The 23,665-nt window shown below is 70.9% G+C and carries 24 protein-coding genes; 15 read left to right on the plus strand and 9 right to left on the minus strand.

Features of this window, described 5'->3' with window-relative positions:
* Positions 1 to 4: 4 nt before the first annotated feature.
* Together ABTX78_RS09835 and ABTX78_RS09840 are read right to left on the minus strand one after the other, a co-directional pair.
* Positions 5 to 1,783: an IucA/IucC family protein gene (locus ABTX78_RS09835; protein ID WP_352206257.1), complete on the minus strand. Its 1,779-nt coding sequence runs from the start codon at positions 1,781 to 1,783 to the stop codon at positions 5 to 7.
* Positions 1,780 to 2,982, minus strand: a complete 1,203-nt coding sequence (locus tag ABTX78_RS09840; RefSeq protein ID WP_352206307.1) for an ATP-grasp domain-containing protein — start codon at positions 2,980 to 2,982, stop codon at positions 1,780 to 1,782. The genes ABTX78_RS09835 and ABTX78_RS09840 overlap by 4 nt, the downstream gene beginning before the upstream one ends.
* 141 nt (positions 2,983 to 3,123) lie before the next feature.
* Between ABTX78_RS09840 and ABTX78_RS09845 the strand changes: the two genes are divergently transcribed.
* The gene (locus ABTX78_RS09845) at positions 3,124 to 3,990 is read left to right on the plus strand and encodes a (2Fe-2S)-binding protein (RefSeq protein WP_352206258.1); all 867 of its coding nucleotides are present in this window, start codon (positions 3,124 to 3,126) and stop codon (positions 3,988 to 3,990) included.
* Positions 3,991 to 4,112: 122 nt separating this feature from the next.
* Here the strand turns inward: ABTX78_RS09845 and ABTX78_RS09850 are convergent, their stop codons facing one another.
* Positions 4,113 to 4,553 (minus strand): DUF7144 family membrane protein, encoded by a 441-nt coding sequence (locus ABTX78_RS09850; protein ID WP_352206259.1) that lies wholly within the window; start codon positions 4,551 to 4,553, stop codon positions 4,113 to 4,115.
* 218 nt (positions 4,554 to 4,771) lie between these two features.
* On the opposite strand from ABTX78_RS09850, the gene ABTX78_RS09855 reads away from it, so the two are divergent.
* The 4 genes from ABTX78_RS09855 (at position 4,772) to ABTX78_RS09870 (ending at position 9,358) form a co-directional block, all read left to right on the plus strand.
* Positions 4,772 to 6,085: a chloride channel protein gene (locus ABTX78_RS09855; protein ID WP_352206260.1), complete on the plus strand. Its 1,314-nt coding sequence runs from the start codon at positions 4,772 to 4,774 to the stop codon at positions 6,083 to 6,085.
* A gap of 151 nt (positions 6,086 to 6,236) precedes the next feature.
* The gene (locus tag ABTX78_RS09860; RefSeq protein WP_352206261.1) at positions 6,237 to 7,451 is read left to right on the plus strand and encodes a cation:proton antiporter; all 1,215 of its coding nucleotides are present in this window, start codon (positions 6,237 to 6,239) and stop codon (positions 7,449 to 7,451) included.
* A 193-nt stretch (positions 7,452 to 7,644) separates the two neighbouring features.
* Entirely contained in the window at positions 7,645 to 8,901 is a 1,257-nt protein-coding gene (locus ABTX78_RS09865) for a Tm-1-like ATP-binding domain-containing protein (protein ID WP_352206262.1), read from the plus strand.
* A gap of 121 nt (positions 8,902 to 9,022) precedes the next feature.
* Positions 9,023 to 9,358 (plus strand): hypothetical protein, encoded by a 336-nt coding sequence (locus tag ABTX78_RS09870; protein ID WP_352206263.1) that lies wholly within the window; start codon positions 9,023 to 9,025, stop codon positions 9,356 to 9,358.
* Between the two features lie 45 nt (positions 9,359 to 9,403).
* Here ABTX78_RS09870 and ABTX78_RS09875 read toward each other — a convergent pair whose 3' ends face one another.
* Entirely contained in the window at positions 9,404 to 9,583 is a 180-nt protein-coding gene (locus ABTX78_RS09875; protein ID WP_352206264.1) for a hypothetical protein, read from the minus strand.
* A gap of 150 nt (positions 9,584 to 9,733) precedes the next feature.
* On the opposite strand from ABTX78_RS09875, the gene ABTX78_RS09880 reads away from it, so the two are divergent.
* Positions 9,734 to 10,843: a serine hydrolase domain-containing protein gene (locus ABTX78_RS09880; protein ID WP_352206265.1), complete on the plus strand. Its 1,110-nt coding sequence runs from the start codon at positions 9,734 to 9,736 to the stop codon at positions 10,841 to 10,843.
* Between the two features lie 287 nt (positions 10,844 to 11,130).
* Here ABTX78_RS09880 and ABTX78_RS09885 read toward each other — a convergent pair whose 3' ends face one another.
* Positions 11,131 to 11,937, minus strand: coding sequence for an alpha/beta fold hydrolase (locus ABTX78_RS09885; protein ID WP_352206266.1), 807 nt, complete (start codon positions 11,935 to 11,937; stop codon positions 11,131 to 11,133).
* Between the two features lie 78 nt (positions 11,938 to 12,015).
* Here ABTX78_RS09885 and ABTX78_RS09890 point away from each other — a divergent pair, with 78 nt between their 5' ends.
* The 3 genes from ABTX78_RS09890 (at position 12,016) to ABTX78_RS09900 (ending at position 14,129) form a co-directional block, all read left to right on the plus strand.
* Complete coding sequence (locus ABTX78_RS09890; protein WP_352206267.1) at positions 12,016 to 12,621, plus strand: ASCH domain-containing protein; 606 nt, start codon at positions 12,016 to 12,018, stop codon at positions 12,619 to 12,621.
* Positions 12,622 to 12,695: 74 nt separating this feature from the next.
* On the plus strand, positions 12,696 to 12,926 hold the full coding sequence (locus tag ABTX78_RS09895; protein WP_352206268.1) for a DUF6296 family protein: 231 nt from the start codon (positions 12,696 to 12,698) through the stop codon (positions 12,924 to 12,926).
* Between the two features lie 99 nt (positions 12,927 to 13,025).
* Positions 13,026 to 14,129 carry a carboxylate-amine ligase gene (locus ABTX78_RS09900; RefSeq protein ID WP_352206269.1) on the plus strand — a complete coding sequence of 368 codons (1,104 nt, stop codon included), beginning with the start codon at positions 13,026 to 13,028 and terminating at the stop codon, positions 14,127 to 14,129.
* 43 nt (positions 14,130 to 14,172) lie between these two features.
* Here the strand turns inward: ABTX78_RS09900 and ABTX78_RS09905 are convergent, their stop codons facing one another.
* Positions 14,173 to 14,949, minus strand: coding sequence for a 2OG-Fe dioxygenase family protein (locus tag ABTX78_RS09905; protein WP_352206270.1), 777 nt, complete (start codon positions 14,947 to 14,949; stop codon positions 14,173 to 14,175).
* A gap of 283 nt (positions 14,950 to 15,232) precedes the next feature.
* On the opposite strand from ABTX78_RS09905, the gene ABTX78_RS09910 reads away from it, so the two are divergent.
* Both ABTX78_RS09910 and ABTX78_RS09915 read left to right on the plus strand, forming a co-directional pair.
* Entirely contained in the window at positions 15,233 to 15,931 is a 699-nt protein-coding gene (locus tag ABTX78_RS09910; RefSeq protein WP_352206271.1) for a HemK2/MTQ2 family protein methyltransferase, read from the plus strand.
* A gap of 107 nt (positions 15,932 to 16,038) precedes the next feature.
* A complete protein-coding gene (locus tag ABTX78_RS09915) occupies positions 16,039 to 17,007 on the plus strand; it encodes an iron-containing redox enzyme family protein (RefSeq protein WP_502993839.1) in 969 nt (322 codons plus the stop codon).
* Positions 17,008 to 17,055: 48 nt separating this feature from the next.
* Here ABTX78_RS09915 and ABTX78_RS09920 read toward each other — a convergent pair whose 3' ends face one another.
* Positions 17,056 to 17,868: a VOC family protein gene (locus ABTX78_RS09920; RefSeq protein WP_352206309.1), complete on the minus strand. Its 813-nt coding sequence runs from the start codon at positions 17,866 to 17,868 to the stop codon at positions 17,056 to 17,058.
* Positions 17,869 to 18,093: 225 nt separating this feature from the next.
* Between ABTX78_RS09920 and ABTX78_RS09925 the strand changes: the two genes are divergently transcribed.
* Complete coding sequence (locus ABTX78_RS09925) at positions 18,094 to 18,465, plus strand: DUF6479 family protein (protein WP_352206272.1); 372 nt, start codon at positions 18,094 to 18,096, stop codon at positions 18,463 to 18,465.
* Between the two features lie 176 nt (positions 18,466 to 18,641).
* Here the strand turns inward: ABTX78_RS09925 and ABTX78_RS09930 are convergent, their stop codons facing one another.
* Together ABTX78_RS09930 and ABTX78_RS09935 are read right to left on the minus strand one after the other, a co-directional pair.
* Positions 18,642 to 19,004, minus strand: coding sequence for a DUF3040 domain-containing protein (locus tag ABTX78_RS09930; RefSeq protein WP_352206273.1), 363 nt, complete (start codon positions 19,002 to 19,004; stop codon positions 18,642 to 18,644).
* A gap of 168 nt (positions 19,005 to 19,172) precedes the next feature.
* Positions 19,173 to 19,346 carry a hypothetical protein gene (locus ABTX78_RS09935; protein WP_352206274.1) on the minus strand — a complete coding sequence of 58 codons (174 nt, stop codon included), beginning with the start codon at positions 19,344 to 19,346 and terminating at the stop codon, positions 19,173 to 19,175.
* Positions 19,347 to 19,451: 105 nt separating this feature from the next.
* Between ABTX78_RS09935 and ABTX78_RS09940 the strand changes: the two genes are divergently transcribed.
* The 3 genes from ABTX78_RS09940 to ABTX78_RS09950 all read left to right on the plus strand — a co-directional run bounded on the left by ABTX78_RS09940 (position 19,452) and on the right by ABTX78_RS09950 (position 23,507).
* A complete protein-coding gene (locus ABTX78_RS09940; RefSeq protein ID WP_502993827.1) occupies positions 19,452 to 20,018 on the plus strand; it encodes a TetR/AcrR family transcriptional regulator in 567 nt (188 codons plus the stop codon).
* A 138-nt stretch (positions 20,019 to 20,156) separates the two neighbouring features.
* The gene (locus ABTX78_RS09945; RefSeq protein ID WP_352206276.1) at positions 20,157 to 22,082 is read left to right on the plus strand and encodes an MFS transporter; all 1,926 of its coding nucleotides are present in this window, start codon (positions 20,157 to 20,159) and stop codon (positions 22,080 to 22,082) included.
* Between the two features lie 63 nt (positions 22,083 to 22,145).
* A complete protein-coding gene (locus ABTX78_RS09950; protein ID WP_352206277.1) occupies positions 22,146 to 23,507 on the plus strand; it encodes a carotenoid oxygenase family protein in 1,362 nt (453 codons plus the stop codon).
* Positions 23,508 to 23,665: the final 158 nt, after the last annotated feature.

Raw genomic sequence — 23,665 nt, forward strand, 5'->3', positions numbered from 1 at the left:
CAGGTCACGCTCCCCGCAGCAGATAGTTGGGGCCCGTGCTGTAGTGCTTGTTGATGTCCGACGCCCCCGATCTGTCCTTGGACAGAAGTGTGCCTGCCGTGACCATCGCCTTGACGGGCAGGTCCGTGGAATCGAGCACATGGGCACGCAGAACGGCTCCCGGCTGCCCGGGACCGGTGCCGAGGCGCTCGCACGCTTCGGCCAGGCGGTCGCGGACGAGACTGAGCAGGTCGTCGAGGGGGGCGCGCCCGTACCGGGCGAGACCGAACGCGTAGGCGCCCGCGCACAGATGGACGGTGATGGTGGTGAAGAGGTCCAGGGCCGGCCCGTCGCTGTCCGTGAGGATTCTGGTGTCGTCGAACTCCTCCTGCGCCGGGGCGCCTTGGCCCAGCGACTCCCGCATCCGGGCCGCGTTGACGCGGGGGCCGTCGTTGTCCTTGAACAGCAGCCTCAGCCGGGTGCGTCCGCTGTCCCGGTCGAGCAGCAGCGAGATGTTCTGCTGGTGGGATTCGAGGGCGATGCCGTGTCCGAACAGCGTGGTCTGCCAGTCGAGGAGAAGGGTGAGGGCGGCGTCGAGGAGTGCGACCGGATCGCCGCTGTAGAAGCGGTCGGCGAGCCGGTCGATGATGAGCCCGCCACCCGGGGACGGGCTGAGCAGTGCGGCCATCGGCACGACGGTCGTCTCGCCGAGCCCGGCCGGGTAGCGGCGTACGAGTACGGCGAGCAGCTCATGGCCGGCGTGGACGAACACCGACTCGTCCGCGATGAGGACGGTGTCCCGGAAACGAGGAGTGCGTCCGATCACGGTTTCCAGGAGACGCCCCACAGCCGCTCCGTCGGTGAGGGTGCCGGATTTGATGGTGCGACGGTTGAGCCGGCCGAGTGTGGCGGTGGCCAGGGGCAGCTTGAGATGGATGCCGGGGTCTGCGGTGAGTGCCACGGTGCGCATCGACAGGGTCGGCAGGACCTCCAGGTACGGCGTCCGGGCGAGATGGGTGTCGTGCCCGGTGTCGGCCAGTGCCTGCCGCAGGGGGCCGCCGGCCGTCAGCGGGTGGACCGGGATGGCTCGATGCGTGTCGTCGAGTCCGGGCGGCAGTCCGAGCGACGACGGTGCGGGCCACGCGAGCCGGTCGGCCTCACCGTGCACGGTGAGGCGATCCCGCGGTACGGCCAGCCAGCGCAGCGTAAACCGCTGGTGGAACTCGGGTGCGTAGGACCGCAGTTCGCCCTCGGTGAGGCAGGATCGGCTCCGTCCTGTCGGATACACGGGGTGGTCGGTGCGCGCGGCCAGCGTGTCGAAGGCGAGTCCCGCGGCCGGGCCCGTCCAGCGCGCCGGGTCGGGGCCGTAGGTGTCGGTGAGCTGTGCGTTCACCTCGTCGCGGGTGGCGTTGTGCAGTCGGAGCACCGCCAGAGCCTGTCGCCATTCGGTCGCGAAGGCGTCGAAGCCGTCGCGGTCGACCGGGTCGGCGAGGCCCGCGAGAACGGTCATGATGCTGTCGATGTCGGCCAGGTCCACTCCGTCGGACTCGCGTCGCAGCAGAGGCAGACGGGCTTCGAGCGTGCACTGGAAGCCGGGCCGGGCGGCGGACACGGGCATCAGGAGAGCGTCGCGGTCTCCGGTCCCCAGCCGCAGCCAGGTACCGTCCGCCCGCTCATGTGCCGTACCACGCGAGCGCAGTCCGACGACGTCCTCGCGCAGCAGCGTGCTGAGGACGCTCGTCACCAGGGCGCCCTCACCCGGTGTACCGGCGGAGGCGGCGCCCGGTGCGCCCTTGACGGTCACGGCGTGATCTCCCAGCTCTGCCGGGCGAGGAAGTCGGCCACCACCCGGTCCACGGATTCCTGTCGCCGGCCGACGGCTCTGACGATCCCGAGGAAGTCGCGGTTGGTGTGATGGAGTTCGAGCCGCTCCCCGACCTCGCGGACGGGACGGTACGTCAGCTTCACGTCTCCGAGGGTCAGATCGGCCGGGCCGGGAGCGGCCGCGAGCGTGCCGGCGCGATCGGCGCAGGGGTAGTCGAGCCGCGCGGCCCCGTCGGTGCGCGCCCCGAGGTCCCCGGGCAGCGCCTCGCCCAGGTGCGTCCGCAGGATGTGCTCGAAGAGCGGGATGCCGAGCAGTTCGGCCAGCAGGAGATCGCACTGGTCTCCGATGGCCCGGTAGTTGACCTCGATCAGTCGCACCCGGCCGTCGTCGACCACGAACTCGGTGTGGCAGGCGCCGAAACCCACGCCCAGTGCGCCCAGTTGGCGGAGCACCTGGTCCTCCACGGACGGCGGCCGTGAGGCGACGAAGGACATGCGCTCCTCGATGAAGTACGGGAGCGGGGACAACTCGGTGCGGAATCCGCCGAGGACGTGGAGCCGCTCACCGTCACCCAGGGTTTCCAGGGTGTGCAGTTCGCCCTTCAGATACTCCTCGACGACCAGTGCCGCGCCGGGCCTGCGCGCACGGATCTCGTCGCAGCGCCGGGAAAGTTCCTCGGCGTTCCCGACACAGAACACGTCCTCGCTCGCCACGCCCTCACGTGGTTTCACCACACAGGGGAAGGGCACGTCGCCCAACGGACCGGTGGGTTCCTGCCCCGGGGCGAGTTCGGCCGAACGTACGGTGTCGGCGCCCGCGGCTGCCAGGTGGCGCCGCATGAGCGCCTTGTCCTTGGTGCGGAGCGTGGTGTGCCAGCTCTTGCCCGGCAGACCGAAGTAGTCCGCGGCCAGGGCGGTCTGGGTCTGGAGGTGATCGCTGTTGCTGAACACCGCCGCGGGGGCGCGGGCCCCCGACCGGGTGCGTTCCGCGATCGCGCTGATGACGGCGTGGTGGTCACGGACGTCGCAGACCAGTACCTCGATGTCGGGATGGCGCGCCCGGTGCGCCTCCGGCTGGTCCGTCAGCAGAGTGACACGCAGTCCGAGCCGGCGTGCGGCGGGGAGGAAGCCCTCGGAGACCGAGTCGGTCGGCTTGAGGGCGAGGAGGTACGTCTGGATCACCACCCGGAGCTTAGGTTAGGCATCCCTAATAGTGCCAATTCGCCGTGTCGCGGGCCCGGATGAGGGAGCCTCAGGAAGTTGTGGTTAAGGTGAGCCTCTCCTTACCCCCTCACTCATGTTCAGCGCTGAGGAGTACCTGTGATCCTGGCCCCGGCATGGGCACCGGCCGGAGCTGCCCCGAGCTGCTCCACCCTGCTCGCATCGGACTACCGACGGCTCGCCGCCCTGTGCCAGGCTCTGGACGTCAGCGTCGCGAAACCGTTCTCACCGGCCGGACAGGGCTGGATCGACGGCGCCGAACTGGCCCACCGTCCCGAACTCCTGGACGCCTTCCTCGACGCCGAGGCGACGCGCGTCCGGGAGCGGTACGGGCACACCGCCCGCCCCGATGTCATCGCCTCCCGCGCACTGCATGGCTATCTCTGGTCCGTCTGCCTGCTGATGAGCGGCCCCTGGTACCTGGCGCGGCGCGTTCCTCGTGTCCGCCCCGCAGACGTCCGCGTCAGCCGTAGGGCCGATGCCTATGCCGTGGTCCCGGGCGGCTTCTCGTGTCTGCCCGACGATCCCGCCGCCGGACTGCCCGGCGTACGTGTCCTTCCGCACGCCGGTGCGCTGCGGGACGAGTTGCGCCGGGCCGTGGCCGACCACGTGGGCCCCCTGCTGACGGCGATCGCCCCGCGGATACGGCGCGGACCGCGAGCCCTGTGGGGCATGGTCGGGGACGACCTGGTGTCCGGGATCTGGTACCTCGGCAGGTCGGCCGGCGATGAGGAACGCGGTGTGCGGGAGGCCGGGGAACTGCTGCCGGGGCCCGTGGCGCCGTACCTCGGAGGTGCCGACTTCCGCCGGCTGACGGACCGCCACGGCCGCTCGCACCCCACGCGCACTCGCCTCGGCTGCTGCCTCTACTACACGATCCGTCCCGCGGAAGCGTGCGGCACCTGCCCGAGGACGTGTGACAGCGAGCGGCTGCGGCGGATCGAGGCCGAGACGCCGGCCGGCTGAGCGGATCGCACGACGGGCGGACCCGTCCGGTCGTCCGGAGACGACGAGACGGGTCCGCCCGAATGCGTTCCGCCCGGGGTCGGATCCCACCTGCGGCTGGTGACCGCAAGGGGCACTGTCGCTCAGGTCGTGTGCGTGTGGTGCTGCGGGTGGTACGACGCCAGCGCCCAGATCACGAAGAGATCGATCGCGATCACGATCACCGACCAGACGGGCGAGTACGGGAGGAAGAGGAACTGGAACACGAGGCTGACGGCTGCCAGCAGGATGCCCACGTAGCGGGCCCATGAGGCGCCGCGCAGCACCCCCGCGCCGGCGAGCAGGACCGCCACGCCGATGATGAGGTGGATCCAGCCCCAGCCGGTGAGGTTGATCCGGTACACATAGCTGCCGACGTTGTCGTACACCTCGTCCGTGGCAATGGCCGCGATGCCCTGGAGGATGGCGAGCACACCGTTGCACACCATCAGCACACCGGCGAAGGCGACTCCCCCTGCCACCCAGCCGCTGTTCGTCCCGGTCGTCGACGGCCTCGCGCCGGCCGGGTGGGTTTGCTGGGTCATGGCTTAACCCTTCGTCGTCCCGTACGCCGGTAGCGGACGGGGCTTCGAGCCTCCGTCCCCGCCCGGGTCGCCGCCATTCGGATGCGTCCGTTCGGGTGAGGCCCGGGTCCTTTCCGTGCAGGGACGGCGCGTGCCGCACCACCACGGGCCCGTCCCCCGGTAAGCATCCAAGCGCGGGCGAGTCCGCCCCGTTCAGCCCGCGTGTCCGGAGGAGCCGCATGACCACGCCACCGGCCGAGACACCGCCCTCCCCCGCGCTGCACGAGATGATCCTCAGTCGCGGTTACCTCAAACTCCTGCTGCTGTCCGTGATCGCCGGCGTACCGATCGCCTTCGCCTGCTTCTGTCTCGTCAGCCTCCAGCACGAACTGCAGCACCAGGTCTGGGAAGCCCTGCCGGAGGCGGTGGGCTACGACGAGCCGCCGTGGTGGTGGCCCCTGCCGGCGCTGCTGCTGGCAGGGCTGTTGCTGATGCCGATCGTCACCCGGTTCCCGGGCACGGGCGGCCATGTGCCCGCCCACGGACTGGGCGGACCGATGCTCGGGCCGAGGGAACTGCCGGGGGTGGTCCTCGCCGCCGTCGCCACGCTGCCGCTCGGAGTCGTCCTGGGTCCGGAGGCTCCGCTGATGGCGCTGGGCAGCGGCCTCGCTCTGCTCGCTCTGCGCCGGTCCAAGAGAGCCACGGAGCCGAAAACCGCCCTGGTCCTCGGCACTGCCGGTTCGACCGCCGCGATCTCCACCATCCTCGGTGGACCCGTGGTGGCCGCCGTGCTGGTGCTGGAGGCGGCCGGAATGGGCGGTGCACAGCTTTTCGTCCTGCTGCTGCCGTGTCTGGTGGCCAGCGGCACCGGCGCGTTGGTCTTCACCGGCTTCGGCCAGTGGACGGGGCTGTCGATCGGGGCGCTGTCCCTGCCCGCGGTACCGCCGGACGTCACCCCGGACGCGGCGGACTTTCTGTGGGGCATCCCCCTGGCGATGCTGATCGCGGCCGTCGTCTCGACGATGCACCGGCTCGGGCACCTCACCGCGGCCTGGACGCAGAAGCGCACCGCCCTCCGCACGGTGCTGTGCGCCGTCGCCGTGGGCGTCTGCATCTCGGCGTACGCGCTGACCACCGGGCGTTCACCGGCCGAAGCGGCGCTGTCGGGCCAGGCGACACTCGCCGTGGTGGCGGGGCAACCGCACACCTTCGCCGTCTCCGCGCTGATCCTGCTCATCGTCTTCAAGGGCCTGGCCTGGGGCATCAGCCTCGGCAGTCTGCGCGGCGGCCCCATCTTCCCCGCCGTGCTGATCGGAGCCGCGGCGGGCATCGCCGCCTCGGGCCTGCCCGGGCTCGGTACGACAGCGGGGCTGGCGCTCGGCGTGGCCACCGCGACGGCCGTCGTCACCCGGCTCCCGGTCACCAGCTCCGTGCTCGCCGTACTCCTCCTCGGCCGCGACGCGCACAACCAGATGCCCCTCATCGTGCTCTGTGCGGTGGTCGGCTTCATTACCGCCGAACTGGTCGAGCGGACGAGGAAGCCGGGGAACTGAGAGGGCGGCGGGTCCGCGTCGTCCTGCGGGCTCCGTGTCGTCCCGTGAGTCCGTGTCGGGCCGGAGGATCCGGTGGACCGACTTCTCGGGTGAAGGGAGCCTTGCGAGGCTCATGACCGTCAAACCCTGACATTCCTGATAAATAAAACCCATGGTGCAACCGGGAACCCTCGTCCTGATCATGACCGCAGCGGTGCTCGCGCCTCTGCTGGCCTACGGATGCGGCCGCTGGATCCGCATCCCGCTCGTGATCTTCGAGATTCTCCTCGGCATCCTGCTGGGGCCGGACGTGCTCGGCTGGGCGCACACGGGCACCGTGATCGACACCCTGTCGAATCTGGGTCTCGCGATGCTGATCTTCCTCGCCGGATACGAGATCGACTTCGCCGCGATCCGCGGAGACACCCTGCGGCGCTCGATCCGGGCCTGGCTGATCTCGCTCGTGCTCGGCCTCGGTGTCGCACTGGCGCTGACGGGTGCGCAGATCGACAAGACCGTCGTCATCGGGACGGCGCTCACCAGCACCGCGCTCGGCACGGTGCTGCCCATCCTGCGCGACAGCGGCGATCTGCACGGCAGGTTCGGCACTGTGATGCTGGCCTTCGGCGCGGTGGGCGAGTTCGGGCCGATCATCGCCATGGCCCTGCTCCTCAGCGGCGGCCGGCCCGGCGAATCGGCGGCCCTGCTGGTCGCGTTCGCCGCCGTAACGGCCGCCGCGGTCTTCTGGGCACTGCGGCCGCGCCGCCCCTGGTTCTCCACCGTCATCGAGAAGACCCTGCACAGCAGCGCGCAGTTCGCCGTGCGATTCGTGATGCTGCTCCTCGTCTCGATGCTCGGCCTGTCGGTGGTGTTCGGGCTGGACACCCTGCTCGGCGCGTTCGCCGCGGGCCTGCTGACCCGGCTGATCCTGAACGGCGCGGCCCCCAAAAGCAGCGAGGAGATTCTCGGGCGGATCGAGGCGATGGGATTCGGCTTCCTGGTCCCGCTGTTCTTCATCGTCACCGGTATCGAGTTCGACCTCGCGTCCCTCCTCGACGGCGGACGGGCCCTGGCACTGCTGCCGGCCTTCCTGCTGCTCTTCCTCGTCGTCCGCGGACTGCCGGCGTACGCACTCGCGCCGCGCGACCTGCACGGCGCCGACCGCCGTGCCCTCACCCTCTTCGCCTCGACGTGTCTGCCGCTCGTCGTCGCGATCACGACGATCGGCGTCGAGGAGAAGGTCCTGGACGCGGGCGAGGCGGCGGCCCTGGTGGGTGCGGCCATGGTGTCCGTTCTCGTGTTCCCGCTGGTGGCTCTCAAACTGCGGGCCGCGGGCGGGAAGGCGTCACAGTCCGGAGGCAGGGGCGACGGCCACGAATCGTGGTGAGTTGCGCGCAGGTTGATCGAGCCCCGGGTTGCTCGGCGGGCGCCGGGTTGCTCGGGCCCGCGGTCGGTCGGGCCCGGGGTTGCTCGGGCCCGCGGTCGGTCGGTCCCGGGCCCGCATCGCGCCCCCGGGTGTTCCGTGCGCGGTGCCCGTGCGCTCTTGTCGGGCGACCGGGCGGGCATGAGGATGGCCTGTCATGGCGATCGTTGCGCTGGTGGGGACGCTGGACACCAAAGGTTCGGAGTACGGCCTGCTGCGAGACCATCTGCACCGGCGGGGGGCCGAGACGGTTCTCGTCGACACGAGTGCGTTCGGGACACCCCGGGTGCAGCCGGACATCTCCGGCGCCGACGTGGCGCGGGCCGCGGGCACCGAACTCGTCAACGTCCGGGGCCTGGACCGCGGACGGGCCGTGGCGACCATGGCGCGCGGGGCCACGAACGTCGTCGTGGATCTGTACGAACGAGGCCGGCTGCACGGTGTACTGGCTCTCGGCGGCAGCGGCGGCACCTCCATGGCCACCCAGGTGATGCGGGCACTGCCGCTCGGTGTGCCCAAGGTGATGGTCTCGTCCATGGCTTCGGGCAATGTGGCCCCGTACGTGGGTGCCTGCGACATCACCATGATGTACAGCGTCGTCGACATCGCGGGCGTCAACCGGATCTCGGCGCCCCTGCTCGCCAACGCCGCCGACGCCGTCGCCGGCATGGCCGAGGGTTTCGCCCGATCACCGCGAGCCATCAGGGCGGCGGATCTGCGCGACCGGGGCAGGCCGCTGATCGCGGCGTCCATGGCGGGCGTGACGACCCCCGGAGTCGACGCGGCACGCGAGCGGCTCACCCGACTCGGCTACGAGGTACTGGTGTTCCACGCCAGCGGAGCGGGTGGCCGGTCACTGGAGTCGCTGGCGGGCCAGGGACTGTTCGCGGGTGTGCTGGACCTCACCACCTGCGAACTCGCCGACGAACTGGTCGGCGGCATCCTCACAGCCGGGCCCGACCGGCTGGAGGCCGCCGGGCGGGCCGGCGTGCCCCAGGTGGTCAGCCTGGGCGCCCTGGACATGGTGAAGTTCGGGCCGCTGGACAGCCTCCCCCGCCGGTTCCGCGACCGTCACGTCCATGTGCACAACGCGTCCATCACCGTCATCCGCACCACCGCGACGGAGTGCGCGGAGCTCGGGCGTCTCATGGCCGCGAAACTGCGGACGGCGACGGGGCCGACGACGGTTCTCGCTCCCCTGCACGGGCTGTCGACGCTCGGCGTCGCCACAGGGCCATATCACGATCCGCAGGCGGACGCCGCGCTCGTCGCGGAGCTGTCGGCGGGTCTCGGCGGCTCGGCCGTGGAGTTGCGTACCGTCGACACGCATCTCAACGATCCCGCGTTCGGGCGGGCTGCGGCCGATCAACTGCACAGCATGATCGGCGCGGAGGCGGCACGCGCGGCAAGTTGACGGCCACCGACGGCCGGCAGAGGACCGGCGCCGCGCATGAAGGGGCGTGGCGCGGATATCCGTCCGTCAGGCCTGAACCCAGACCCGGGCACCACATGCCCCACGACCGTGAGGAAGCCGGATGAGCACGCAGCAGGACCAGTCCCGCGCCGTCTCGGAGCAGGCGTCCGAGATGCCCTCTCCCGCGGAGAAGACGGGCTGGACAGCTGCCCGGAAGCGTGCCGCCGGCATGACGCATCACGAGGCGAAGGCAGCACTCGAAGCCGCTCGGCACGCGGCGAAGAAGGACACCTCCGCCGATGCCTCCGAAGCCGTACGCATGCAGGCGGAGATCGAGGAGTGGGAACGCATCGTGGATGCCCTGGCGGATCACGCCGGCGCCTACGACCCCGAGGCCGACCCGTTCGTCCAGGGCGAGCTGGCGGGCGAGCAGGACCACGGGTCCGCCGCCCGGTAGAGGCGTCGGACCAACGGAGAACCCCGGGGCAGGCGGGGTGGGCCCCTACCGGGGACGCGGGCAGTCGGGGTCCGCCTCGGCGCTCGGCAGCTGGTTGTGCCCGTCGCTCCAGTGATTGACCCACTCGCAGTTCGGGCACGCGTACCGGCCGTTGACGCCCCGCACCTCGGTCCCGCACCTGGTGCACTCGGTGCGGGTGATCTCCGGGAGGTTGTAGGTGCCCATGCTGCACCCTAACGCTGGCGGCGAACACACATGTGGGCGGTACTCCCCCGCTGCGACTTCGTACGGTGCGAGCCGGCGCGGCCCGCAGCGATGAGTTCGGCCTCGGCAAGCTGTCCTACTCATGACCGGATCAGGCCGTGAGGAGCCGTGGTGAGCGACATTCAGACGCAGGTGCAGCAGAGGATCGACCAGCTCGTGGAATCAGGGACCGAGCGCGGTGTGCAGGTCGCCGTCCTCCGGCACGGTGAGTTGCTCGTGGACGCGGTGGCAGGCATCGCCGATCCCGCCACCGGGCGGGCGGTGACCCCGGAGACCGTCTTCTACAACTTCTCGATCGGCAAGGCGGCCACCTCGACCGTGGTGCACGTGCTCGTCGAGCGCGGCACCTTCGCCTACGACACTCCGGTGGCCGAACTGTGGCCGGAATTCGCGGCGCACGGCAAGGAGAACGTGACCGTCCGGCAGGTCCTGACGCACTCGGCCGGAGTCCCCGGCCTTCCGCTCGACACCACCGCCGAGGACATCTGCGACTGGGACAGGATCTGCGCGAAGGTCGCCGACGCCGAACTGTGGTGGGAGCCGGGCACGGCCGTCGGGTACCACGCCTACACCTTCGGCTACATCCTCGGCGAGGTGGTCCGCCGGGCAACGGGCAAACCCATCTCCCAGGTCCTGCGCGACGAGGTCACCGGCCCGCTGGGCGTGGCCGACGAGCTGTACTTCGGCATGCCGACGAGTCAGCACGGCCGACTGGCCCGGCTGGAGGATCAGGCGGGCGCGGCCGACATGATGACAGGCATGCCGGAGGACCTGCCGATGCTCAAGGCGGGACCGCTGTCCCTGTTCCCGACGGCCGAACTCGGCAACCGCACCGACATCCTCGCCGCCGACATCCCCGCGGGCGGCAAGACATCGGCCCGCGCGATGGCCCGTATGTACGCCGCACTGCTCGGCGACATCCCCGGCGTCGCGCTGATCTCCCCGGAACGCCTGCGTGAGGTGACGGCACCGGCGGCGAGCGGGGTGGACCAGGTCTTCGGCAACGAGTCCTCGTGGGGCCTGGGTTACGCCCTGGGCCTGCCCGGGGCGGAGGAGGCGACCCGCAGCGCCTTCTCGATGGGCGGTGCGGGAGGAAGCTACGCGTACGGGGACACGGCGACGGGGATCGCGTTCGCGATGACGAAGAACCGGCTGACGATGGACTTCAGTGCGGCGACGGATCTGATCAGGGTGGTGAACGAGGGGCTGGAGAAGGGCTGACGGGTGTGCGAGGGAGGGCGTCCGTACGAACCGACGCCCCTCGTCGTTCCGGCAGGGCGGACTGGTACGTCGTCCGCGCCGCGTGCCGATAGCCGCAAGTCGCAAGTCGCAAGAGTGTTCGCCCAGTTCATCGTGGGCGCCGGTACATCCGGGTGGTCGTGACCCGACAGCTCTGCCCATGCGGCGGCGATTCTCCGCAGGTTCGGCTTGGTCCGGACGGCCGCGGCGCGCCGACGCGCGGCACGACCAGCCAGTCCCCCCACCGGGTGTGGCTCGCCCCGGCCCGATCACCTCCACACTGCCTCCGCCACTTCCCCGATCACCCCCGCCAGCACCCCCGGTGCGTCCCGGTGCGCCGTGTGGCCCAGGCCGGGGAGGGTGATCACCTGGGCGTTCGGGAGCGTCGTCGCCAGGTCGGACACGCGCTCGTGCAGATGTGCCGGGCTGCGGTCGCCCTCGATCAGCGTGGTCGGCAGGGACAGTTGCCGATAGCGGTCGATGCCCACGCCGAGTGCGTCGATCGCCTCGTTGTCGGTGATCTGTGCCGCGGCGTACGCGGCGAGCGCGTTCCTGGTCGGCGCGTCGGCGAGCATCGCGTCGACCGACGCGGCGGGCATCCCGGCGATGTCGCGCAGATGGATGCGCATCGCCTCGGTGGGGTCGGACGCGTCGAGCGCGGTGCGGGCGCGGCGGCCCGCCTCTCCCGCCGCCGGGGAGCGGGTGGGCATCGGGGGTTCGTAGGCGATCACCCCGGCGAACGCGGCGGGCGAGCGCAGGGCGGTCTCCAGGGCGACCACCGCGCCGGAGGAGTGGCCTACCAGGATCACCGGGCCGTCGAGGAGACCGGCGATGGCGAGCACGTCCGCCGTCTCCGTCCGCAGGGAGTGGGTCGGGGGGAGAGCGGACCGCGGTGAGACATAGATCCGCCGGTTTACGCGGACCACCCGGAAGCGGCCGGCGAGGTGGGCCGTCACGCCGTTCCAGGAGGTGACGGGGCCGCCGCCCGGGTGGACCACCAGCAGGGTGGGTCCTTCGCCCTCGACGAGTGCCGTGACCGGGACGCCGTCGCCCGATATCGCGAGAAGGTCGGCCATGCCCACCAGCATGCACCGCGGGCAGAGGGATCAGAGGATGGACGGCGGAGGCGGCAGAAAAGAGCGAGGAGGTGAGTCGTGCTCATTCCGCGCACCGTGCTGGACGGAATCGTGGAGGGCCGGGTCGATCTGGTGTTCCGTACCTGGCGGGCGCCACGCGTGCGGGCAGGCACCCGGATGCGTACTGCCGTCGGCCTCGTCGAGGTGCTGTCCGTGGAGCCGGTCGCGCTGGACACGCTGTCCGAGCAGGACGCCGTACGGGCCGGCTCGCCGTCGCTCGACTCCCTTCTGTCGTTTCTGAAAGGGCGCGAGGGGACGCCGTACCGTATGGAGGTGCGTCACGCCGGCGCCGACCCGCGCGAGGAGCTGCGTCGTGACGACGAATTCGACGACGTGGCGCTGGACGAGCTGCGCCGGCGGCTGGACCGGCTGGACGCGGCCTCCCGGCACGGTGCGTGGACGCTCCGGGTGCTGACCCTGATCGCGGACCATCCGGCGACGAACTCCGCCGAACTCGCACCCCGCGTCGGCCGCGAACGGCTTCCCTTCAAGGCGGACGTCCGCAAGCTGAAGGAGCTGGGGCTCACCGAGAGCCTGGATGTCGGATACCGGCTCTCCCCACGCGGCCGTGCCGCGCTCGCGGCCCTCGGCCGTGGTGAAGGGCCCGCACCGCCCGCTTCCTGAGGCGCCCTGACCGGACCTGGGTCACGATGGAAAGACGCAGGTCCCAGCTCTGCGCCCCCGTGTCAGGAGTATCCATGAGCTACCCGGACAGCTATGAACTGGTGTTTCGCGCGTCCACCGTCGAGGACGATGTGGTGATCGTCCGGCGTACCGAGAGAGCGGGAGCGAGCGGCTCCCCCGTGTACGAGGACGACACCGGCATCGTGCGCGCCGAGATAAGCGACCGCGGCGAGGTGCGCATGCTGGCCAGCGGCGGCCATCAGGCGCCCGGCATGCCGGTGACCGTGCGGTCCCTGGAATCGTGAAGTCCGAGACCGTGCTGTCCGAGGTGTAGATCTGCTCTGTCGAGGAATCCGGCAGAGACCGGCACAACCAGGCGAATCGAGCGGACGGGGCACGTCGTGATGTCCTTCGGCACCCAGGGCCCGACGGTGGGAGTGGAGGAGGAGTATCTCCTTGTCGACCCCCTCACCCGAGCCGTCGAGGCCGCCGGCCCCCGGGTCGTGGCACGCGCCCGAACAGCGGTGGGCGAGAGTGTTTGCGGTGAGTTCACGCGGTATCAAGTCGAGGGCAGGACCGAGCCGTGCGCGCTGTCCTCGGACCTGCGGAACGAGTTGACCGGCATGCGTGCCGCGCTCTGCACCGCTGCCGAGAAGGAGGGTCTGCGGCTCTGTGCCTCGGGCACACCGGTCCTCGGGCACAGCGATCCCGCGGAGGTCGGTGACCACTGGCGCTATCGGGCGGGGGTGGACCAGTACCGGGCCATGCTCGACGACTTCGCCGTCTGCGCCGTGCACGTCCATGTGCATCTGCCGGACCGGGAAGCGAGCGTGCTCGTCGGCAACCACCTCCGGCCGTGGCTGCCGCTTCTGGTGGCGATGAGTTCCAATTCCCCCTTCCACCAGGGCCACGACACGGGCTATGCCAGCTGGCGTTCGGTGATCCGTGGCCGGTTCCCGTGCCTCGGCCCTCCGCCCTTCGCCGAGTCGCTCGAGCACCACGAACGCCTGGCCACCGCCATGGAGGAGACCGAGGCGATGCTGGACGCCGCGACTCCGTTCTGGGACATCCGGCCGAATCCGCGCCTGCCGACGCTGGAGGTCCGGGCCATGGACGTCCTGCCGGACATCGAGGACACCGTGGCGCTGACCCTCCTCGTCAGGGCGCTGGTGGTGACTGCTGCGGCACGGGTCGGGCAGGGCGATCCGGGGCCGCGTGTGAGCAGCGAGGTGCTGCGGGCCGCGTACTGGCGGGCCGCGCGGGACGGCTGGGCCGGCAGCGGCGTCGACGCGCTGGGCGGCGGGATCCTCCCCTCGGCGGTGCAGGCCGAACGCCTGGTGCGGTTCGTCCGTCCGGCCCTGGAGGAGCACGGTGACCTCGGCACGGTGACGGCGTTCCTGGGGCGGCTCGCGACGCGTGGCTCCGGCGCGGAGCGTCAGAGGGCGGCGAGCGAGCGGGGCGGGCTCGCGGCGGTCGTGGACGACCTGGTCGCCGCGACCGCCCGCTGACGCACGTCAGCGGGCGGTCGCCGTCGGCCGGCCCCGACCCGGGTCAGTCCGTCGTCGCGTCGCCGCGCGGCGCGAACGTCACCACCAGGACGTCCCGCCGCGCCTGGGCGTGGGAGTCCCGCGGACGCACGGCCGATACCCCGTGCAGAGTGCGCCGGTCGTCACCGAGCAGCAGTGTCCCCGGCTCGTCGAGGGTCGTGGCGAGCAGCCGTTTCCCGTCCATGTCACAGACCTCGCTCTCCCCTCCCGTGGCATTGCGCCGTCCCACCATGAGCGACGAGACGAGGGTGACGCCGTCGCGGTGCAGTCCCTCGGGGGTGGGCAGCCCCTCCGCGTCGCCGGAGGCGATGACCCGGAAGGGATGCACCTTCACGTCCCACAGCTCGCTGTCGTCCAGACCTGTCGCCAGCCGGCCCAGCATCCGCAGCACGGCACCCACCACGGGGTCGGCGACGAAGTAGCTGGTCAGGGGATCGAATCGGCGGTCGACGTCGACGTAGAGCGGATTACTGTCCTCCGGCTGCACAAAAGTGTCCGGAGGCAACAGGTGGAAGCACCTTCGCGGGGCGGAGAAGACGAAGTGCCCGTACCGGCGCAGCCTGCGTGTACCCCGCTCGGACGCGTAAGGATCCGCCGTCAGGAACTCCCAGTGGGAGGTGAAACGGCGCCATTGGTCCTCATCGACACCCAGGCAGGCCATCGTGGCGGCCGCGGGCATCAGATGCGCGCCGATGGTCGCCAGCGCCTGCCCGGCGGCAGCCGCGGGATCGGCGGAGGGGGCGATGGGAGTGCGTCCGGAGATGTCGACGAGGTGGTCCATGAGGTGCCTGCCTTCCTCCTGGGACACAGAGCGTGTGCCCCTGCGAATACCCCGAGGAACCGCACATAACAATCCTCGGGAAAACATTCCTGACCTGCGACGATCAGTCCGGCCATGCGAAATGTCCCCTTCGGCGGTGAGGAGTCCGTCTCACTGGGCACACGGGCACCGTGAGAGATCCGGAGGTTGGGACACATCAGCCACCGCGCGAAGAACCCGCCCATGACCGTCCGGTACCGCGTCGGCGCCGAGTCAGGGGTCCCGAATTGCAGAGGTGATGTGGATGCTCGGCCTTGTGGACGGAACCGGTCTCGGGTGCCGCGTATGGGTACCACCACGCGTGTACGCACCCCAGGAGGACACCTTCCTCCTCGCCGACGCCCTGGGGCGCCACCCACTGCCGCCGGGGGCGGACGTGCTGGACGTCGGGACCGGAACGGGTGCCCTGGCCCTGGCCGCCGCCCGGCGCGGAGCGAAGGTGACCGCCGTCGACCGCGCCCGGCGGGCCGTCGTCACAACCCGCCTCAACGCGGCCCTCTCCGGGTTGCGGGTCGAGGTGCTGCGCGGCGACCTGCTGGAGCCCGTCGCGCACCGGCGGTTCGATGTCGTCCTCAGCAATCCGCCGTACGTCCCTGCGCCCGAGCCGGGGCTCCCGCGGCGCGGCCCCTCGCTCGCCTGGGACGCCGGCCACAGCGGCCGGGCGCTGGTGGACCGGATCTGCGACGGCGCGGCGGGCGTGCTGCGCCCCGGCGGTGTGCTGCTGCTGGTGCATTCCGGTCTGTGCGGTGTCCCGCCGACCCTGGATCGCCTGAGCCGGGCCGGTCTGCGCGCGACGGTGGAGGACCGCCGCTACGTGCCTTTCGGACCGGTGCTGAGTTCGCGAAGGAAATGGCTGGAGACGCAGGGGCTGATCAGGCCCGGTGAGGAGAAGGAAGAGCTCGTGGTCATCCGTGCCGAACGCGCCGAGGAGGCCGGGAAGTGACGACCGTGCAGACCTCCGGACAGGCCCCCGAACAGACGTCCGGACAGCCGCAGGGAGGTGAACGGCCCGCCGGCAGGAACGACAGTGGGTGTTCGGCCGGGCCCGCCCTGCCCGAGCACCGGGGCGAACTGTCGTCCGCCGTCGCGACCACCCTGCGCTCCCGCCCCGGTACGCCGCTCCCCCCGGCCGACGCGGTGACGCGGGCGGAACCGTACGGCGACGACCTTCAGCTCGCCCTCTACCTCTGCTACGAGCTCCACTACCGGGGATTCGCGGGTGTCGACCCGGACTGGGAGTGGGATCCCGAGCTGCTGCGGCTGCGCGGCGCCATGGAGCAGCGCTTCCTGACCGCACTCCGTGCCGACGTACCGCGGCGGGAGAGCGTGGCGGAAGCGCTGGAGGAGATCCTGGTCGAACCGGTCGACGGCTCCGGTACCTCGCACTTTCTCAAGGACGAGGGCGAGGTGTGGCAGCTGCGCGAGTACGCCGCCCATCGGTCGCTCTACCACCTCAAAGAGGCCGACCCGCACGCCTGGGTCATCCCCCGGCTGTGGGGCAGGGCCAAGGCGGCCATGGTCGCTGTGGAGTACGACGAGTTCGGTGCGGGCCGCGCGGAGCGTGTGCACGCCCAGTTGTTCGCCGATCTGATGGCGGATCTCGGCCTGGACACGACGTACGGGCACTATGTCGACGCGGCGGCCTCGGAGATGTTGACGCTCGCCAATCTGATGTCCCTGTTCGGGCTGCACCGGGCACTGCGCGGGGCCCTGGTGGGGCACTTCGCGGCCGTCGAAGTGACGTCGTCGCCCGGCTCACGTCGCATGGCCGCGGCCATGCGACGGCTGGAGGCGGGGCCGGCCGCCGTCCACTTCTACGCGGAGCACGTGGAGGCGGACGCGGTGCACGAGCAGGTGGTGCGGCGTGAGGTGATCGCGGGGCTCCTGGAGGAGGAACCGTGGCTGGAGGCGGACGTGGCCTTCGGCATCGATGCGACGGAATGGGCCGACGCCAGGCTGGGCGACCGGCTGCTCACGTCGTGGCGCAAGGGCGAGTCGAGTCTGCGCAAACCGTTGTGAAGCCGCTGGTGCGGGTGAGGCGGAGGTCTCGCCCGCACTCGGACGCGCTCAGCGCGGCCGGCTCGTGACCGTGAACAGGGCTCCGTCCGGGTCCAGCAGCGTCGTCTCCGTGCCGTAGAGCGCCGGCCCCTCCCGTAGTACGGACCCGCCGTGGCGGACGGCTGCGGCCGTCGTCTCGGCGACGTCCCGTACCGGGAAATGGACGTGCCAGCGGGGCTGGATCAGCGGGTCGGGGGCGGTGTCGACCGCTCCCGAACTGAGCCGGGCGAGGACGTGCCCGTGCTGGCTCAGCACGACCTCGTCCTGCCGGTAGTCGACATCGCAGCAGCCCGGCCGGTCACAGGCCCATTCGAGCACCTCTCCGTAGAAGATCGCGGCGTCGAACGCATCGCGGGTCCGCAGCCGCAGCCAGGCCGGTGCGTTCTGCCGCCAGGCCTGCCAGTCGGAGACGAGCTGGCCCTCCCAGATCCCGAAGACGGCGCCGTCCCGGTCGGCCGCGAGAGCCCCGCGGCCCACCGGGAAACGCAGCGGCCCGACGGCGACGGTGGCACTGCGCTCGCGGATACGGGCGGCGGTCTCGTCCACGTCGGCAACGGCGAAGTACGGCGTCCAGGCCACGGGCACGCGCAGGGCGGGCGCCAGCGCTCCGATGCCCGCGACAGGGGTTCCCTCGTAGAGCGCGAGGCTGAAGTCGTCGCCCAGACGGGCCCGCCGGAAGTCCCACCCGAGCACTGCGCCGTAGAAGGCCTGGGAGGCCGGCAGGTCGCGTGCCATGAGGGTGATCCAGCAGGGTGCCCCGAACACCTCGTGGCTGGTCGTCGCACCTGGTGCCGTCTGCGTAGTCGTCGTCTTCTTGTCCATCACGCCGGGTGTCCAGGGATCGAGGCGGGCAGTCGTCAGCCGATGGGTACCCGAATCGGGTCGATCCATCCGGGAGATCATCGAAAGACCGGTCCGGCGGAGTGCCGCGAAACCCGCAGGCGGGTGTCCATCCTGGCCAGACCTCTTCTGAGTGGTTGCGTCGCACGATTCACCGCATTGACATCACGGATGCGCGATGCGGCCGGGGCGGGGTACCCGTGGTTCATGAGATCTTTCATCCAGCCGGCCGACGACGGGCACAGGCTCGCCGCCGGTGACGGTGCTCCAGCAGTCATGGTCTTCGTCCTGATCGCCGCGGCTCTCCTCGTCCTGCTCGTCGGAGTGGTCTGGCGGGTGGGCGCGCGCCGTGGCCGGGACAGGCCGCCGCGTCCGGAGGAGCAGCCCCAGCAGCCCGCGCAGCGGACTCACGTCGAGGCGCGACGGGAGCCCGAGGATTTCGGGGCGGACGGTGAACGGCTGTCACCTCATGAGTTCGGCGGCTACGGGAACCAGGGATCGAGGCCCGCGTCCGGCGGTCGTCCGCGCGACACCGATGAATCCGGCGGCTCCTTCGGCAGCGGCGGGCTCGGAGGCTGAAGCCCCGACAGCTCTCCCCCCGGCGTCCGGGGGTAGGGCCGCGACGCATCCTTCGGCCTTGCCGCTTCGGGGAGTTCGCTGCGACACCTCTCGCGCGGCGACCGGCAACAGCGGACGGGGCCGTGATGACACACGGCCCCGTCCCACGGCGTCAGAACCGTGTGGTGTTCAGGTCGTCAGCTTTCGTGGGCCGACGTCTCGGCAGGCACTCCGTGCCGGGTAGCAAGACGTCGCGCGCCCCGGCGGCAGGCCAGTTGGAGCAGGCAGACCGCGGTGATCACCCAGACGCCGGCAAAGGCCCACAAGAGAGCGGGAGTTGAACTGACGGCGGCCATGACGAACAGCATCACGGCCACGGCGGACAGCAACGATGCCAGTGTCGCCTGCCGGAATCCGCGGAACGAGCCGAAGGCTCCTCCAACGGGCGCCGTCGGGCGCATGGTCCGCAGTCTGCGGTCCAGGGCTTCGTCGGTGCGCAGCTCGCGCTCGATCTCAGCCAGGATCACCCGCTCGGGCTCCGAAAGTCCGGCTCCGTCCATGACTGGCGCCTCCCTACGCTCGCAGAAGACATCTCAGGGCCCAGTCGTCTCCCCGGACGATGTTGCCCAGCGTCGGGTGCCGGCCCGGACCGCGGTCACGGCGGGCACCTTCCCCTCAAGTGTGCGTGACAACCGGCGGATTCGCTGGCCCACTGCCGGAATTTCGTCTCACTGCGCATACCCGGTGGGGGCAGCTTCAGTCGGACGCGGGGCGGCGAGATAGCACAGAGGCGGCTGCATGTCGACCACGAGCCCGCCGATCGCCGTGTCGGTGTCGGTGTCGGTGGCGGTGGCGGTGGCGGTGGCGGTGGCGTCTGCGGCCCCGCGGATCGTCCCAGGCACTCTGCACAACCGTCGCGCGGTTCGAGGCGGGGAGTGCGGGCCCGATCCGGTGCCGCCGGCCTGCCTTCTGTTGCCAGAGAAGAGTGTAAGTGATTGAGTACTCACATGAAGTCGGAACGCACTCGTCAATTGTCCACCGCCGAAGAACGCCGGGAGACGGTGCTGCGCACCGCCATCGGAGCCTTCGCGTCCCGCGGGTACTTCGGCACGACGACGACCGAGGTCGCGAAGCGGGCCGGCATCTCCCAGGCGTACGTGTACCGGCTCTTCCCCAACAAGGAGTCACTGTTCGTCGCGGTGGTCGAGCATTGCTTCGTCCGTATCCGGCAGAGCCTGGAAGGGGGCGCGGCCGCCGCGCCGGGCAGTTCGTCCGACGTGGTGCTGTCCTCGATGGCCGAGGCGTACGCACAACTGATCGCCGACCAGGAGCTGCTGTTGCTCCAGCTCCACGCGCAGGCCGCGTCGGCTTCCGAGCCTGCCGTGCGCGAGGCCGTCCGTGCGGGTTACGCGCGACTCGTGGAGTACGTGCGCGGGGCGTCGGGCGGTGACGACAGCCAGGTCCAGGAGTTCTTCGCCCGGGGCATGCTGTGCCATCTCGTGGTGTCCATCGGTGCCCAGGAGATCGACGCGCCCTGGACGCGGACGCTCGCGGCCGGCATCAGGCACCCGTGATCCGAAAGGGGGCCTGACCTCCCGGGCCCCCTCCCCCGCCCCCAACCCGACTCAGCACTGCACAGACAGTACTCAGCACTTAGCATGGCCAGTGAGTGAGTGGTTGACCACACATGTCATCGACCCGAGGAGCCCGTCATGCCGGTCACGGCAGAGAGCACGGAAGAGAGCACCGCTCTCACCACGCGGCAGCGCCGGGGTGCGCTGGCGGTGCTGGCCGCTGCCCAGTTCACCGTGGTGCTCAGCACATCCATCGTCAACGTGGCTCTGCCCGCCGTCCGTGACGGTGTCCAGCTGTCCGAGTCGGGGATGTCATGGGTCGTCAACGCCTACGGCCTGGCTTTCGGCGCCCTCCTCCTGCTGGGCGGCCGGGCGGCCGATCTGCTGAAGCGCCGGACGGTTCTCCTCGGAGGTCTGACCGTCTTCGGCGTGGCTTCCCTCGCGGCCGGTCTGGCGAGCACGCCGTGGTTCCTCATCACCGCCCGGGCGGCTCAGGGAGTCGGCGCGGCCGCGATGGCGCCGGCCGCCCTGTCCCTGCTCCTCGTCGTGTTCCCCGGGGGCGATCAGCGCGGCAGGGCTCTCGCGGTCTGGGGCGCGGTGTCCGGCGCGGGCGGAGCCGCCGGGGTGGTGCTCGGTGGTGTTCTCACCGAAGCCCTGGGCTGGCGCTCCGTCTTCTTCGTGACCGTGCCCATCGCGGTCACGGTCACGGCAGGCGTCGGGATCCTGGTGCCGGGTACGTCCAGCGGCCGCCCCCGGGGGCGGCCGGACCTCATCGGTGCGCTCACCGTCACCGCGGGGCTGGTCGCCGTCGTGTACGCGCTGGCGTCGGCCGGGCGCACGGGCTGGGCGGACAGCGGGGTCGTGGTCCCGCTGATCGCGGGCGGCATCCTGCTGGCGGTGTTCGTCGCCGTGGAACGCCGGCACCCGGATCCGCTTCTTCCGCCGCGCATCTTCACCGTCCCCGGACTCGGGGCCGCACAGGCGGCCATGGCCCTCCTCGGCGCCGTGTGGGTCGGACTGTTCTTCTTCCTCCCCCTCTACCAACAGCAGGTTCTCGGCGACTCACCCCTGCGGGCCGGACTGACCCAGATACCGCTGGCCGCAGCGAACATGCTCGGTTCCTTCCTCGCCCCGCGCCTGGAGCGCCGGACGGGACAGCGGATCACGACCGCCACCGGCCTGGTCCTGCTGGCGGCCGGCCTGCTGTGGCTCGGGCAGGTGTCGGCGGACGGCACCTTCGCCGGAGATGTCCTCGGCCCCTCGGTCAGCGTCGGCACCGGTCTGGGCATCGCCTTCGTCCAGCTCACAGGTGCGGGCGTGGCGGGGGTACGGCCCGCCGACTCGGGGGTGGCCGGCGGACTGGTCAACACCACCCGGCAGCTCGGCGGCGCCGTCGGACTCGCCGTCCTCAGCACCCTCGCGGCCTCCCGTACCGCCTCGGCGCAGCACACCCACGGCCCGGTCGCGGCCCTCAACGAGGGCTACCGCACCGCCTTCCTCGTATCGGCGGCCGTCATCGGCGCCGCTCTCGCCCTCGTGCTGCTCACCTCGCGCCGCGGCACCTCGGCTCTCCCCTCCACACCGACTCCCGAAGGAGACACCGTCATGACCGAGAACTTCACCGTCGACACCGAGGCACCCGTCGTCGTACGCCGCGACATCACCATCGAGGCCCCGATCGCCGAGGTGTGGCGTCTGCACACCGACATCCACGCCTGGCCCGACTGGAACCCGGACGTCACGCGCGCCACCCTCGCCGGGCCGCTCGCCAAGGGCGCGGAGTTCCGCTGGCACACCCACGGCCTCGACATCGTCTCGACGGTCCGCCATCTCGTCCCGGGTGAGCGCATCGCATGGGGCGGTCCCGCCCACGGCATCGACGGAATCCATCTGTGGACCTTCGAGGAGACCGCGGGCGGAGTGCACGTCCACACGGTCGAGTCCTGGAGCGGCGAACCGATCGACGCCCGGCCCAAGGAGATGCGCGCAGCACTCGAAGCCTCGCTCACCGCCTGGCTCCAGCACCTCAAGCAGACCGCCGAGCGGCCCGCCGCCCGCCGGTGAACCACCCCACCGACACCTCACGAGTCACATCGCCGACACACCGCGCCAGAAGGAGACATCACCATGACGACGTACCTCACCGGCCACTACACCCCTGTCGTCGACGAGCTCACCTCGTCGCAGCTCGTGGTCGAGGGCACCCTGCCGCCCGAGCTCAGCGGCCGGCTCATCCGCAACAGTCACAACCCCAAGCCCGGTGTGACGCCCACCCATTGGTTCAAGGGCAGCGGCATGGTCCACGGCCTGCGGCTGCGCGACGGCAAGGCCGAGTGGTACCGCAATCGGTGGGTCCACACGCCCGCCCTGGACGGCGCCCCCTACATGACCGACCGGGGTCCGGATCTCACCGCGAGCACCGCGGGCACCCATGTGATCGAGCACGCCGGCCGGCTGCTGGCCCTGTGCGAGTCGAACCTTCCCTTCGAACTGACACGGGGCCTGGACACGGTCGGGGCTTACGACTTCGGCGGAAAGCTGACGACGGCCATGACCGCCCACCCCAAGGAGGACCCGCTCACCGGCGAACTGCACTTCTTCGGTTCGTCCCCCTTCCCGCCGTTCCTGACCTACCACGTCGCATCGGCGAACGGCGACATCCTCTTCAGCGCCGAAGTTCCGGGCGCGAGCGCCGCGTTGAAGCACGACTTCGCCATCACCACGAACCATGTCGTGTTCCTGGAGATGTCCGTGACCTTCGATCCGAACGAGCACTCGGGCATCCCGTACGGCTGGAGCGACACACAGCAGCCGCGGATCGGGGTCATGCCGCGCGGGGCCGGCGGAGCGGCCGGAACGACGTGGTACGACATAGCGCCCGGCTGTGCGCTGCACCTCGCGAACGCCTATGAGGACGAGCGGGGACGGATCGTGGTGGAGGGGCCGTGCGTCGACCGATCGGGCTGGCGCCGGTCGTGGAACTTCTGGGCCGGCAGGATCGACGAGCCCGGTGCGGAGTCCGCCGCGGGCTCCCATCTGCGTCGCTGGACGGTCGATCCGTCGGCGAAGCGGGTCACGGAGGAGCAGATCGACGATCTGGTCGTGGAGTTCCCGACCATCAACGGCGAACTCACGGGCCGTGAGCACCGCTTCCACTACGCCGTCTCGTACCCGGACGACCAGGGCATCGGCAACCACGGCGTGGTGAAGTACGACCGGAAGACGGGGGCCCGGCAGATCCATCACGTGGGGACCGGTCAACTGCCCAGTGAAGCGGTCTTCGTGCCCGCGGCCGGTGCGTCCGACGCCGACGAGGACGGCGGCTATCTCCTCACCGCCGTCAGCGACTTGAACCGCGACGCCTCCAGGCTGCTGGTGCTCGACGCCTCGGACGTCGCCGGCCCGCCGGTGGCCACCGTCCGTCTGCCCCGGCGGGTGCCCGCGACCATCCACGGCTCGTGGGTGCCGGACGGCGACACCGACGACTGACGGCTGAGGGCTGAGGGCTGAGGGCTGACGGCTGACCGCTGACGGCCCGGTGAGCCCCGTGGCCCGGGGGCGGGCCTAGCCGGGCCCCGGCCCCATAGGGCAGTGGCCCGGGGCCCCCCCCCGGAAAAGGGTTGCCCGAAAAGGTAAAAGGGGGGGGT

It is taken from the genome of Streptomyces sp. NPDC096193, from assembly GCF_040302905.1.
Classification (GTDB): domain Bacteria; phylum Actinomycetota; class Actinomycetes; order Streptomycetales; family Streptomycetaceae; genus Streptomyces.